Annotated in this window: 10 protein-coding genes and 1 pseudogene; 6 read left to right on the top strand and 5 right to left on the bottom strand. The window is 39.9% G+C overall.

Features of this window, described 5'->3' with window-relative positions; genetic code table 11:
- Positions 1-236 (bottom strand): hypothetical protein (locus tag ACWM35_RS21630; protein ID WP_454820970.1); only part of this gene is annotated, 236 nt, incomplete at its 3' end.
- A 106-nt stretch (positions 237-342) separates the two neighbouring features.
- Here ACWM35_RS21630 and ACWM35_RS21625 point away from each other — a divergent pair.
- The 4 genes from ACWM35_RS21625 to ACWM35_RS21610 all read left to right on the top strand — a co-directional run bounded on the left by ACWM35_RS21625 (position 343) and on the right by ACWM35_RS21610 (position 5,531).
- The gene (locus tag ACWM35_RS21625) at positions 343-1,032 is read left to right on the top strand and encodes a response regulator transcription factor (protein ID WP_454820969.1); all 690 of its coding nucleotides are present in this window, start codon (positions 343-345) and stop codon (positions 1,030-1,032) included.
- A complete protein-coding gene (locus ACWM35_RS21620; RefSeq protein ID WP_454820968.1) occupies positions 1,029-2,297 on the top strand; it encodes a HAMP domain-containing sensor histidine kinase in 1,269 nt (422 codons plus the stop codon). The genes ACWM35_RS21625 and ACWM35_RS21620 overlap by 4 nt, the downstream gene beginning before the upstream one ends.
- Positions 2,298-2,419: 122 nt before the next feature.
- The gene (locus ACWM35_RS21615; RefSeq protein ID WP_454820967.1) at positions 2,420-3,184 is read left to right on the top strand and encodes an ABC transporter ATP-binding protein; all 765 of its coding nucleotides are present in this window, start codon (positions 2,420-2,422) and stop codon (positions 3,182-3,184) included.
- Position 3,185: 1 nt separating this feature from the next.
- Entirely contained in the window at positions 3,186-5,531 is a 2,346-nt protein-coding gene (locus ACWM35_RS21610; protein ID WP_454820966.1) for an ABC transporter permease, read from the top strand.
- Positions 5,532-5,680: 149 nt separating this feature from the next.
- Here ACWM35_RS21610 and ACWM35_RS21605 read toward each other — a convergent pair whose 3' ends face one another.
- Positions 5,681-7,228: a PucR family transcriptional regulator gene (locus ACWM35_RS21605; protein ID WP_454820964.1), complete on the bottom strand. Its 1,548-nt coding sequence runs from the start codon at positions 7,226-7,228 to the stop codon at positions 5,681-5,683.
- Positions 7,229-7,425: 197 nt separating this feature from the next.
- Here ACWM35_RS21605 and ACWM35_RS21600 point away from each other — a divergent pair, with 197 nt between their 5' ends.
- Together ACWM35_RS21600 and ACWM35_RS21595 are read left to right on the top strand one after the other, a co-directional pair.
- Complete coding sequence (locus ACWM35_RS21600; protein ID WP_454820963.1) at positions 7,426-9,363, top strand: oxidoreductase; 1,938 nt, start codon at positions 7,426-7,428, stop codon at positions 9,361-9,363.
- A gap of 113 nt (positions 9,364-9,476) precedes the next feature.
- Positions 9,477-10,316 (top strand): SDR family NAD(P)-dependent oxidoreductase, encoded by an 840-nt coding sequence (locus ACWM35_RS21595; protein WP_454820962.1) that lies wholly within the window; start codon positions 9,477-9,479, stop codon positions 10,314-10,316.
- A gap of 331 nt (positions 10,317-10,647) precedes the next feature.
- Here the strand turns inward: ACWM35_RS21595 and ACWM35_RS21590 are convergent.
- From ACWM35_RS21590 to ACWM35_RS21580, 3 genes and pseudogenes are all read right to left on the bottom strand, one after another.
- Positions 10,648-11,688: pseudogene (locus ACWM35_RS21590) on the bottom strand (winged helix DNA-binding domain-containing protein).
- Positions 11,689-11,846: 158 nt separating this feature from the next.
- Positions 11,847-12,332 (bottom strand): DinB family protein, encoded by a 486-nt coding sequence (locus ACWM35_RS21585; protein ID WP_454820974.1) that lies wholly within the window; start codon positions 12,330-12,332, stop codon positions 11,847-11,849.
- A gap of 298 nt (positions 12,333-12,630) precedes the next feature.
- Positions 12,631-13,581: an endonuclease/exonuclease/phosphatase family protein gene (locus tag ACWM35_RS21580; protein WP_454820961.1), complete on the bottom strand. Its 951-nt coding sequence runs from the start codon at positions 13,579-13,581 to the stop codon at positions 12,631-12,633.
- Positions 13,582-13,703 lie beyond the last annotated feature (122 nt).

The following is a 13,703-nucleotide window of genomic DNA, read 5'->3' as shown; positions in this document are numbered from 1 at the left end:
AAAAGTGGTTCTATAGAGGTTTCATAGAACCAAAGATAAGAGCAAAGCTGTAAAAGTGGTTCTATAGAGGTTTCATAGAACCAAAGATAAGAGCAAAGCTGTAAAAGTGGTTCTATAGAGGTTTCATAGAACCAAAGATAAGAGCAAAGCTGTAAAAGTGGTTCTATAAAGTTTTCATAGACCAAAAAGCCGATCAAAACCGGAAAAAGTGGCCCTAGAAGGGTCTTAATAATCATAAATTACTTCTATACCAAAAATTTACTCTTGACGGAGACTTTCTATTGTATACTGTAATTATCCTAGTACCAAATATAGGATAATCTTTTATTCTAGGAGATTACAATGAAAGTAGATTGTTTAATTGTTGATGATGAGGTTGCATTAGCAGAAACCACTTGTGAATATTTTAATATGTTTGATGTCAAAACGGTGTTTGTGACAAGTGCGGAGGGGTGCGAACGGTTTTTGGAGGAAAAGGAGCCATCCTTGATCCTTCTTGATATTAATCTCGGAACTTCTTCTGGCTTTGATTTATGTAAAAAGTTACGCCAAACCACGCAGATTCCGATTCTATTTATCAGTGCACGCTCCAGCGATGACGACGTTCTGATTGCGCTCAATATTGGCGGAGATGATTACATTCAAAAGCCTTATACCCTAAGCATCTTACTAGCAAAAGTAAAAGCTGTCCTCAAAAGGTTGGCCAACGGTTCTAGCAGCCAACCTGAGGTTTTAACGTTTGGAAAAATTCAAATCGATACACAGCTGCAGCGTGTCCGAGTCAATGGTGAGGTCATTCAACTCAAAACGATGGAATATAAACTACTGTCCTATTTAACGAAAAATAAAAATCGAATCATCCCAAAGGAGGAACTGTTTCAAATGGTTTGGGGAGATTCATTTGTAGGGGATGGAACCCTAAATGTACATATTCGTCATTTGCGCGAGAAAATTGAGAGAGATCCAAAGAACCCGCAATTGATTAAAACGGTATGGGGAACAGGATATGTGTTAGAGGATAACAACGAATGAGATTCAAGCTCTTACTGGTAACGATTCTAGTTTTTTTTAGTGCAGGGATTGTCCTATCCGTCATAGTTATTAAGAATCATAATATTCCAGAAGTCGATCTTGTCGCCATCAATGATGTGGTGAAAACAGTCGAGAAAAATTGGGGACAGGTGAATGAAGAAACTTTTCTAAAAAGCGAACTAAAGCAGCCCGTCTCGATTATAGACAGGTTAGGAAACGTGATTTATCAAACTCCAGGTAATCATTTTATCGATATAAACGATTCAATAAAAAATAGAGACACATTGATAGATTTGAAGCAAAATAACCAAATCGTCGGGAAATTAGTTATCCACAATAACGAGAAAGAAATCGTAGAGCAAATGAAGGAGGAACTGATTACTGGGATAAGTGTGATATTCGGTCTTATCATGATGGTTTGTCTTCTTTATATTTTCAATATTTACAAAACGTTATTAAAACCATTTCAGCATCTGCAAAGTTTCGCGGCGAATATTGCTAGAGGCAATCTCGATGTCCCTTTAATAATGGACAAAAATAATTACTTCGGTGCGTTCACGGAGAGTTTCGATATATTGCGTGAAGAACTCGCTGCTGCACGGACGAGAGAGTATGAATCCAACCGCAGTAAGAAAGAGCTCGTTGCCACCTTAAGTCATGATATTAAAACACCTGTTGCATCCATCAAAGCGGTTAGTGAATTAATGCTGATGCAGGCAAGAGATGAAAAAGTGATCAGGCAAGTCAATACGATTTATTCGAAGGCAGAACAAATAGACTTACTTGTTACGGACATGTTCCACGCCACATTGGAAGAGCTGCAACAGTTAAAATTAACGGTAACCGAAGCATCGAGCGAACTACTGGTTGAGATGATTGAGAATGTCAATTATGATCATCAAATTAACTATGACCCGATCCCACCATGTATTATTTTAATGGATCCCATACGGATGCAGCAGGTAATTGACAATATCATCAGTAATTCCTATAAATATGCAGGAACAAAGGTGATGATTAAATCTCAAATCATTGAGGAATATCTTGAACTATACATAATGGATTTTGGAACAGGTATTAGTGAGGAAGAACTTCCTCTCGTGTTCAATAAATATTACAGAGGAAGAAACGTTGACGGCAAGAATGGTTCGGGCCTTGGTCTCTATATTTCGAAGTACTTCATGGATCATATGCAGGGTCAAATTCGCTGTTACAACCGAACCGATGGTTTTACTGTAGTCTTGAAAATCAAACTGGCATCATAATTAAGAATCAGTTAAGAAATGCACAAAGATTTAATAAGAACTGATTTTGTATGATAAGACTGTAAGCTTCATTTACGGTCTTTTTTTCATTATGTTTTTTTAAAAAAGGGGAGTGTCAATAGATGGTGACAAAGACGATTATTAAAACGGAGAAGTTATGTAAGACTTTTTCGAGTGGTGGAATTCAACAGCATGTCTTAAAAAATCTAGATATCCGTTTACTAGAAGGGGATTTTACGATTATCATGGGGAGTTCGGGATCGGGGAAATCGACACTACTTTATGCCATTAGCGGGATGGATAAACCGACCTTAGGTGAAATTGATTTTGCTGGGAAAAATCTATCTAAACTAACCCACGATCAACTGGCGGTTTTTAGAAGAAATCATTGTGGGTTTGTCTTCCAACAAATTTACTTACTAGACAATATGAGTGTTCTGGATAACGTGCTCGCAAGCGGCCTTTTAGTTAGTAAAAATAAGCGTGAACTCGTGAAAAAAGCAAAAGATCTATTAATCCAAGTTGGGATTGATGAAAACTCATGGTCTAAATTCCCGACGCAGCTATCAGGCGGGGAGGCTCAAAGAGTTGGAATTGTGAGAGCGATTATTAACAGTCCGAAAATAGTATTTGCTGATGAACCTACTGGAGCCTTAAATTCTGCCTCGAGTGATCGTGTTTTGGACGTATTCACGAATATTAATCGTGAGGGGCAAAGCGTTGTTTTGGTCACGCATGATATGAAAACAGCCCTACGAGGAAATCGGATTCTCTATTTGCGGGATGGTGTCATTTGCGGTGACTTACAACTAGGGGCATACCGTGAAAACGAAAATGTAGAACGTCATGACAAGCTCCAGCATTTCCTTGCAGAAATGGGGTGGTAAGATGAATATTTTGAATCTGGCAATCGCTAATATTAGAAAAAGTAAATCGGCAGTGACTTCCTTATTTATCTTTATTTTAGTTGCTGCACTCCTTCTCAGTATCGGTCTGATGGTTCTAACGCAAATCAGTGAGTTTTATGATCGTAAAGTGGAACAATTGAATGATCCCCATGTGACAATGATGATGAGCCAAGCAAACTATCAATCGGCTCATGAGGAATTTATCGCGGATTATCCCGGTGTCATGAAAACAGAAACAGAAAAAGTAATTACAATGGACATTGCTAAATTTAATTTTGGTAAGGGTGAACTATCGAATAGTGCGATTATTATGAATGCGGACGCAAAACGGAAAATGGGACAATTAAAGTTAATTGAAAAAAGAAGTACACCAAGTACTCAGACTATTTTTGTCCCTTACAGTTTTAAAACAAATGGGGGCTATGAATTAGGAGACCCCTTTACCATCATCTATCTAGATAGGGAATACCAATACGAAATTGGCGGATTTTTTGAAACGACGATGATGGGGACGATTAACATGGGTGTGATGAAATTTATGTTACCCGAATCCTCCTATCTAAAGTTGGCAGATGAACTAGATCCTCAATCAGAAGGCATGCTCCTATCTGCGGTCATGGAGGACCAAACAAAATCGCCGAAGTTAAAAAATGACTTTATCAAAGAATTTCAATCATCAACTGAAGAAGACTCAGTTTCTTATATCTGGGGATTAGATATTGAAATAGTGAAAAATGTAAACACATTAACGATTAATATGGTAGCGACGCTATTAGTAGCCTTTGCGATCATTATCGTGCTTGTTTCACTTATTGTGATTAAATTCCGCGTTTCTAATAGTATTGAAGATGGGATGGTCAATATTGGCGTACTCAAAGCCGCAGGTTATACTAGCAGGCAAATCCTTTCGTCAATGATTCTGCAGTTTGTGTTCATTGCTCTTTGTGCGAGTGTCGTAGGAATTGCCTTGTCCTATGGGCTCATGCCCTTCTTCGGAGAGATTATTTCAACTCTATCAGGGTTAATTTGGCATCAACGCTTTGACCTCATCATGAATGTAGTTAGTCTTTTCCTAGTAGTTTTTAGTGTTGTGATTGTAACCTTACTATCTGCTTTTCGGATTCGGAGGATTCCGCCGGTTTCGGCACTTCGCGGAGGGATTCAGACTCATAGCTTTAGAAGAAATCCGTTTCCTTTGGAAAATACGAGAGGTGGACTTCATTTCTTACTAGCGATTAAATCGGCGTTAGCCAATGCAAAACAAAATATGATGATTCTTTCCATTGTCAGCGCCTTAACCTTTGCTTCCGTCTTTGCAGTGGTGCTCTATTACAATATCTCTTCAGACAAAACGGCCTTTGTAAACTTATTTGGGGCCGAACCGGCAAATGTCTATATCGATGTGAAGCCAGATACGGATACAAAGGAACTGATGAAGGACATTGAACAAATGGATCATGTAAGGAAAGTGAATATTTTTGACTTAATTAAAACGGATATCGATGGTCAAACCGTTTATACAAATGTTACGGAAAATTATCGCCAGTTAGAAAATAATGTTGTTTATGAAGGGCGTCAGCCAAAGCATGAAAATGAAGTTTCGATCTCCTGGGTTGTTTCTGATCAGATTCATAAAGAAATTGGCGACACGGTGGAAGTAGAGTTTGGGAATCAAACACGAAGCTACTTAGTAACGGGTCTTAGTCAAGCGATGGGAAATTCAGGTCAGATTGCTGCCTTAACGTTGGAGGGTATCCAACAAGTAGATTCCGATTATAAAGGATCAACCATTTATGTCTACTTAGACGGTATTTCGAACAAAACTTTTATCAAGAATGTCCAGGAACAGTATGGCAAAGACATCGTGGAAACAATCGATATCGATGAAAATATCGAGAGCCAAACAGGGATGTACACCTCTGCCGTGTTTGCGGTGATGCTGATGGTTTTGACCATTACGATTCTTGTCGTAGTGATGATTCTGTATCTAGTAATCAGAACAATGATTATTAAGCGGAAAAAAGAGTTCGGAGTGATGAAAGCAGTTGGTTTTTCTACGATTCAATTGATGAGTCAAATATCAATCAGTTTTCTGCCAGTGATGATGACCGGTGTTGTCATTGGCGGTGTGTTGGGTTATTTCTTCACCAATCCGATGCTTTCCGTATTACTCTCAAGCGCAGGGGTGAAACGTTTGGAATTCATTATCTATGTACCGGCAATTGTCATGATTTGTGCAAGCATTCTAATTTTAGCCTACATCGTCTCCATGTTCTTATCTCGAGGGATTAAGAAAATTTCTGCTTATGGGTTGATTACGGAATAAAGATCCTTTCTGGAGGAATTTAAGAAGATTATGCAAAGAAAGAAGGGAAAGTTAGAAGTCTGTGTTTGCTAATGTCTTTTAGAGTGCTTTCTGAATTCATTCCCTTCACTGCTCTACCGAAAAAAATAAAAAAACTCAATTACCTCTCACTAACATCGTTGAAGGTAATTGAGAATCATGAAGCTGTAGGCGAGTTGAAAGATGGGCATACCGCTTTTTAAGGTAATCCCCGTCAGTTCATTGATTTTCTTTAACCTGTATTTCATGGTGTTACGGTGGATGAACAAAAGCTTAGCCGTCTGATTGAGATTTTGATTATTAAATAAATAGGTCTGCAGTGTTTGATAGTAATCGGTATGATTTTGCTGATCATAGTCCATCAGTTTTAATATTGCTGGATGACAGTAGTCAATCAGCTGTTGCTTGTTAGGGAAATTCTCCAATATTTGATAAAATTTCATGCTTGTATAGCTAAGCAATATCTCCATCTTACCCAATTGAATGGCAGTTTGCTGGGCTTTTCTAATACGCTCGTAATGAAGTGGCAGCTCGAGTAAATCGGTAAATCCATCACTGTAAATGGCATTCATTTTCTTGGCTGCCAGGATATCCTCGAGAAGCTTGAGTTTTTCATCGGATAGCCCATATTCCTCCTTAGAAGAAACCAGCAGAAGCAGGGAATCCTGATAAATAATCTGCTGACTGTCTGGAAATAGACGCTGCAGCTGTGTATGCAGGCCGATTGTTTTCGTTGTTAACCGATGTTCTGAATGAGCCTTGATTCGAGTCAGCCATTTATACGGTTTTACCGATAGACCTGTCCATTTTAGTCGATCGTTAAGCTCGGTTTGAGAAGTAATTTTATCTTCAAGAATATCAACCAACAGCCTTTCCTCTGATAAATCCTTTGAGTAGTGGTGGTGTTGGGAATTGCTCACATGATGGACGGCTATTTTACTAAAAAGCGGCATTCGTTCCGATTGTTCCACGGTAAGCTCCGTGTGGCATTCTGGAACCACGATGTAGCCTGCTAGTTTCTCCTCTATTATGATCTTACAGACCCATTTCCCAATTTTGTTTTCATGGCAATGGACCCTAAAGGGCTCAGTTGATATAGGGGAGTTGCGAAAGCTTTTAATCTTTTTAACCTCCGCAATAAATTCGTAAGAACAATACCCTTGGCGGATATTATTAGCCCAAATCTGATCCGTGAGTTCAATTTTTTTGGAATAATGGAGGACTTTAAAACTGTCATCTACGACAATAACAGGATTTAAAAACTCATCTTCCATCACCTCTAACACTTGAGAAAGATGGGAAAGATTGAGGAGCTGATCATAAAGCTGAAAGGAGCGCCTCAGGAAATCACTTTTTTTCGAAAAAATACTCTTAACATCGTTAAAAAGTCCTCCCCAATTTGCTTCTCCAGAAACGATTATAAAGGAACAATGCAAGTCTTTAAGTCTTTCACTACTTTCTGATGTTAACGGTTGATCCTCAATAATTATTAAGTGAATATGATTCAGTTTTTCGATGAGAGGAAGGAGCGTTGAAACGGTGGTGAAATAGAGCATATTTGGATGATGACAATGCTCATTTTCCAGGAAAAAGACATCCTGCAGCGGAAGGTTAGACATGCTCCAGGAAATAGGATGATAGTGTATAAGTTTGTTAACAATCTCTTGAAAGGAAAACATCATTTCACCCACCTTTCATTTCATTATAGAAGTGGAAAAGCGAAGTGAATAGACGAATGATGGATTGTTGCGTATTCGTTCACAAAGGACAAAAAAAGGTCGAAGAATTTGTCCAAATAGGACATTGGTTCAGAAAAACGGAAATGATAGATTTATCTTATAGATATTGCTCACTATTTCACAAGGAGGGTTTCAAGATGAAATACACCCGTTTATTTTCAAAAGGAAAGATTGGTAATGTTGAGCTGAAAAATAGAATTGTTATGCCGGCGATTGGCACCGCCTTAGCCAGCTCAACCGGCGAGGCATCACAAGAAATTATTGCTTACTATGAAGAACGCGCCAAAGGAGGCTGCGGTCTAATCATAACCGAGATTACCAGAATTGATGAGGAACATGGGATTGGCTGTGCCAATCAATTAACCTTAACAAAGCCGCAGCATATTCCACAGATGGAGCGTCTGGTAAGAACCGTTCATAAATATGGCACAAAGCTATTTGTTCAGCTTCACCATCCAGGTCGTCAGGCTCACAGCAATTTAATGGGAGGAAGACAGCCTGTTGCTCCAAGTGCGATTATGTGTAAACGGACAAATGAAATGCCGCGTGCCCTTAGCACCGAGGAAGTGGAAGCTCTTGTGAAGAAATTCGTCACGGGTGCAAAGTTAGCACAAATGGCTGGTGCCGATGGAGTTGAGCTTCATGGAGCCCATGGCTATTTAATTGATCAATTCTTGAGTCCTTATACGAATCACAGGTCAGATAAATACGGAGGCGATTTCGTAAATCGGGTGCGGTTTATCACTGAAATGATCCTTGGTATCAAATATATCTGCGGACCGAACTTCCCAATCAGCGTTCGCCTAAGTGCGGATGAATTTGTCGAGGGTGGTTTAAAATTAGCGGATTCCATCAAAATTGCCCGCTACTTGGAAAGCATTGGCGTTAATGCGATTAATGTTTCGAATGGTACATATGAATCCGGTGTGACCATCATCGAGCCGACTTCTTATCCACAAGGCTGGAAAAAGCATTTGGCCAAAGGTATTAAAGAGGCGGTTAAAATTCCGGTTATTGCCGTGTCTGTCGTGCGGAAACCAGAATTTGCCGAAAGTCTGCTGGAAGAAGGAGCTGTCGATTTTGTTGGAGTCGGCCGTGCCCAATTAGCGGATCCAGAATGGGGTAATAAAGCAATGGAAGGAAGAGACAATGAGATTCGTCCATGTGTCTCTTGCCTCTATTGTATTGAAGAACTTGGAAAAGGCGGCTGTTTAAAATGTGCGGTTAACCCACGTGTTGGCCGTGAGCTGGAATTCTCGGCGTTAGAGAAAAATGGAGAAGGACGTACGGTTGTGATTGTCGGTGGCGGACCAGCAGGAATGGAAGCTGCTCGGACATTAAAGCTCCGCCAGTTTAACCCGATTCTTTTTGAAAAAACAGGTCAATTAGGGGGGGCACTTCGTCTTGCCGGTATGCCTCCAGGAAAAGAAAAGATGACTTGGTTTGTTGATTATCTAGCGAAACAAATGAAGATTCTGGGTGTTGATGTGCGACTTGAAACAGAGCCAACGTTAGCTGACATTCAAGCCCTTGATCCGTATGCTGTTTTCTGGGCAGCAGGGGCAGAGCCGATTGTACCGCCAATTCCTGGTGTAGAGTCTACTCATGTAAGTACGGCTAATGATGTGTTAGATGGCGCCGTTTCCTTTACAGGTAAAAAGGCGGTTGTGATTGGATCTGGTATGACAGGCTGTGAAACAGCAGAGATGTTGGCAGCAGGTGGCAATGCGGTGACGTTAATTGATATGCAGGATCGAATCGGCAACGGTATCTACACACCAATTCTGGTTGATATTACCCAAAAGCTAACAAAACATCAGGTAAAAATGGTCACAAGCCATAAAGTTGCTTCGATTGGTTCCGATTCGATTACCGTTGTACATGCCGCAACAGGGCAGCCGCAAACGATTGATGCAGACCATGTAATTCTGTCACTCGGTGTTAAACCTAGACAGAACTTGTTAAATGAACTGGAAACAGCTTTCCCGAGAGTCCGAGTCATTGGAGACTGCGGAAAAGTCGGCAGAATCGCGGAAGCTGTTCGTGAAGGCTTCGAAAAAGCATTCGTGTTGTAAAGTGGAGGAATGCGGTATGGGGACCTGTTCTTTGATGTCGTGAAGGAGGTTCCTATGCTCCATTTACTTAATGAAAAGCAAGTATTTTTTACATAATGATAGGAGGTATAGTGATGAAGGATTTTGCAGGGAAAGTGGCTGTTATTACGGGTGCTGGGAACGGATTTGGCGTGGAATTTGCGAAGGAATGTGCGGCACGCGGAATGAAGGTGGTCATTGCGGATATTGATGAACACGATTTGATGTGTACGAAGGATATTGTTTCTAATATGGGTACAGAAGTTCTTGCTGTCGTGACAGACGTGAGCGTCTATGAGGAAGTAGAAAATCTTGCCCAAAAAGCAGTCGAAACGTTTGGTTCGGTCGATTTATTGTTCAATAATGCCGGGGTTGTGGTACCTGGGGCCATTTGGGAAATACCTGTTCAGGACTGGCAATGGATTCTATCTGTGAATGTAAATGGCTTGTTCCATGGAATGAGAGCTTTTATCCCGATCATGCTGAAACAGGATACACCTTGCCACATTGTTAATACAGCATCAGTGGCAGGTCTTCTGTCAACAGGAAGTATGCCGGCCTATCATACTAGCAAACACGCAGCGGTCGGCTTAACGGAATCGGTGAACTTGAGTTTGCAAGCGATTCAGGCAAAAATCAAAATGTCTGTTTTCTGCCCAGGCTTTGTTCAGACAGATCTGCATCATAGTGATCGCCATCGTCCAGAGCGCTTCAAAATAACGCCGGATGAATCATATTACCAAAGTGCTTCCTACCAAGCCGGCCTAGCGCGTGCTAAATATGTTATTGAAACGGGAATTCCAATTGATTCGATTGGACAGAGTGTATTCATCGCGATTGAAGAAGAGAAATTCTATATCTTGACCCATCCTCAGTATCATCCAGTCATTGGTAAACGCGTGAAGGATATGCTCGAGGGAGTTAATCCGAGATAAGGCTTGAACTTGTACCATATGATAAAGTGATGTAAAAATTTCCTCCTTGTAATCACTAACGAGGGGGAAATTTTAATTTAGCGAACAGTGACAGATGCTGTTCGCATTTTATTTGCTTAGATGCCATCTAAAAGATTTGTTGTCTTTAGTCGTGGAGGATTAAGAAAATTTCTGCCTAGGGGCTGATTACGGAATAGAATAATGAATTTTTAAAAATTGCACCGTTTTCCCTGTTTGGATAATATTTCCTGTAGGGAAATTTTTATTTCTAATAGAAGTGGACAGTTTTTTCATTTTGCTGTAACGCTAAGTAGGCTAGAAATCTAATTTCTTAAGCAAACAATATCTCACGAGTAGTTCCATTCCCAGCTATAAAGTCTAACAGGCGGTTTCCCTCTTCTTTTAATGCATTGAGTTCTATGCTGGGAATTTTTTTAAAGGGCTCAACAATGAGCTGAACCGAACCTTTCCCTCTCTGAACTTTCCATATTCCTGATACGAAGCCATTAATGAGAAGGGTTGATTTGATGATTCCGTTTTTAGTGAATACTTTGTTACGATATTCATCTTTTATGATTCGACTTCTATCTGAATAGGAAAGCAAAATGTTATCAAAGCCTCCGAGAAAACGTGGCGGAGAAGGGATATTCGCATCAGGTCTCGGTGCAATAGGAATATCCAAAAGCTCATTTCCTTGTTCATCTCGAAAAAATATGAGTTGAGGTCGAAGTTGTTCTATCATTTCTTTGAGTTTAGTGAGCCCAGACCAAACTTGTATGTCGCGGATACTAGCAGGCCCAAATGCCGCTAAATAACGAAGTATCAAGTCATTCGTTGTCAAATTTGGGAAGGGGAGATTTCATAACCAAGCTTCGGCAGAAGTATGGAACGCCTGCCCGTTATTCCCCCATAATCCTCGTGGAGGTAATTGGATGAGAGGAATAAATGTCCGAATTATTGCTGCTAGAGTTGCCGCGTCAGTCGCGGGCCATTGTTTATTTAATTGCTTTCCGAGTTCACTAAAGGTAAGAGGGCTTGTTTCAATTAGGGAGCGGCCAGCATCGACCACAGCCTGAACATCTAGACCATAAAGGCCCTTTCCAAAAGAGTTTCTTAAGACACTTTCTTGTACCGGCTGAACTAAAGGACGTAAACTCATGCTATCCTGGGATGTCACTAAGTGAATAGTGGAACGCATTAAGGAGAGGCGGACGACTTTTTTGTCTTGGATGAGTTTTGATAGATTTTCTGGACGAAATCCTTCTATCCTCGTTAAAAGACCATAATAAGGGGCAATCGGGTCCTGAGCTTGGATTCCAACAAGATGCTCAATGACATTTGTTACCGGCAGATTTACACGAGTTAGCAACATTTGCCTTGCGAGTAATGCACGGTTAAGGGCCCGAGGGCTTAGGACAGGAGGCATTTCCATCGAATGATCCTTCAGTTGATTATTATTGTCTTTTTCCATTGATAAAGCCCCCTGTTTCCTACAGCTTATTTTTGTAACTGAAAATTCTCTTGGAACGATTATCTTTTATAAAGATATAGCCCGTAGTCTTGCATCACAGAGGGATATCCTTGTTGTCTTAGCATTGTGGTAATATTACCCCGATGATAGTTCCCATGAGTAACAATGTGAAGGATGGATTCAGAGATAGAGGTTTCCAATAAACCAGCATATGGATTATTTACCAGAATAACCTGATCCATATCTTCCTGATTGATTAAAAAAGATTTGTTTTTGTGGGATAAATTGTTGTATAGAGTCTCGATTTCTTGTAATTCTTTTGTCTCCATTTGTTTCTGTAGTTGAGGGGACATTGCTAGGGCTTCATCCATTGATTGACCAGCGATAATATCAAACCATGTTTGCTCAACAAGATAAATATGAGTTAAGACTTGTGAAATGGAAGAAAAGCCACTTTGTATGCCATCATGATGATAAACGTCTTTTGGAAGTTCCTTTAGGTGATTAATTATTTCCTTATTCGCCCAGACGTTGTAATCATACATATCCTGCGTTGGATTCCTTTTCAAATGTTCATCCTCCCTGTTCTATAATATCTGGTATATTATACCATCCTTCTGAATGAGGAGATAATGATATGTGTTTATTAGTGAAACTTTCTAAAAATTAATCATTACAATTTTATCTAAATCTCGAAATTGAAAGAGATCTTTGATCTCAGCATTCTCCTTAAGGTTAGGGTGGCTATAACAAACCTCAATGATAACAAATAGGAGGTACATCTTGTCCAAAAAAGGACCGTTTCTTTTACGTAAGAAACGGTCTGACCTGTTTAATCAATTTTCAATCACTGCTTTCCTCGTGGCGGTGATGATCATCATCTAGATCTAACTTTGCCCATACTCCAGCGTGATCGGACGGCCAAAGGCCTGTATTTGTTCTATCATTCTGAGATTCTCCTACTAATTCAACTTTAATTGCGTGCCATCCATTTTTAAATAAAATATAGTCAATTCTTCTATTTAAAGTAGAAAGTGCGTTCAATAGATCAGCTCCCTGACAACAGGTAAATCCATTGCCCTCACCAACTTCACTCCAAACATCTTGAAATCCCGCACTAATAAAGAACTGGATGGCTTGGCTATCAGGAGTTGAATTCAAATCTCCTGTAACGATCACAGGCAAATTAGTATTTGCCGGACCATTAATTAATTCCAATGCTTGAGCATTCCTGATCGCTAGATTAAGTGGTTCCAGATGAGTGTTGATCATTCTAAAGACCTGCCCGTCCACTTTGACATCGATAGCAGACCATCCGCGAGGAATTCCCATAAAGCTCGCAATGAAATTTTTTTCTTGTTTGTTAATAACCTCAAAATCATGATCTTTTTGAATCAAAATGACATCCCGGTCCAAAATACCAATTGTATTTCCGTTGCTGTCCGGTATATTTTGCAGATTTCGATTTTCATTTTGAGCTGCTACTTTATAGTGTAATCCTCTATTTTCTAACTCCTCCAGCAGCAATTCAACAAAGTCATATGTGACAGTATCAAACGTTGGGATGGTCAGGGTAATCACTTCCGCTTCTTGTAAACCGATAAAAGTAGGCTTTTTTGATGCAATCGCTCTGGCAAGTGCTTTGGCACGAACAGGAAAATTAGTCGCAAGAAATTGTCGGAACACTTGTGTTACCGCCACTGGATTGAATCCGCCCGCCAATGGAGTTGGGTCAAAGCCAAAATAAATATTCCAAGTTAAAAATGAAAGCTCCATATCATTTTTGTTACTCATGCAAAATTCACCTCCAATCTTCTATCATGCTATTAATAGATGAAGAATGAAATAGACATGTAACGGCTATTGATTCAGAATCTGAAAAACTTTTTAAGAGCCTTCCATTTTTTTGAAAAGTG

The organism is Neobacillus sp. K501 (assembly GCF_053749995.1).
This window is presented reverse-complemented; position numbering and strand designations above follow the sequence as displayed.

What these genes read in the sequence shown, in the direction of transcription:
- ACWM35_RS21625 (WP_454820969.1), top strand. Translation starts at nt 343, where the DNA reads ATGAAAGTAGATTGTTTAATTGTTGATGATGAGGTTGCATTAGCAGAA.
- ACWM35_RS21620 (WP_454820968.1), top strand. Translation starts at nt 1,029, where the DNA reads ATGAGATTCAAGCTCTTACTGGTAACGATTCTAGTTTTTTTTAGTGCA.
- ACWM35_RS21615 (WP_454820967.1), top strand. Translation starts at nt 2,420, where the DNA reads ATGGTGACAAAGACGATTATTAAAACGGAGAAGTTATGTAAGACTTTT.
- ACWM35_RS21610 (WP_454820966.1), top strand. Translation starts at nt 3,186, where the DNA reads ATGAATATTTTGAATCTGGCAATCGCTAATATTAGAAAAAGTAAATCG.
- ACWM35_RS21605 (WP_454820964.1), bottom strand. Translation starts at nt 7,228, where the DNA reads ATGTTTTCCTTTCAAGAGATTGTTAACAAACTTATACACTATCATCCT.
- ACWM35_RS21600 (WP_454820963.1), top strand. Translation starts at nt 7,426, where the DNA reads ATGAAATACACCCGTTTATTTTCAAAAGGAAAGATTGGTAATGTTGAG.
- ACWM35_RS21595 (WP_454820962.1), top strand. Translation starts at nt 9,477, where the DNA reads ATGAAGGATTTTGCAGGGAAAGTGGCTGTTATTACGGGTGCTGGGAAC.
- ACWM35_RS21585 (WP_454820974.1), bottom strand. Translation starts at nt 12,332, where the DNA reads ATGTATGATTACAACGTCTGGGCGAATAAGGAAATAATTAATCACCTA.
- ACWM35_RS21580 (WP_454820961.1), bottom strand. Translation starts at nt 13,581, where the DNA reads ATGAGTAACAAAAATGATATGGAGCTTTCATTTTTAACTTGGAATATT.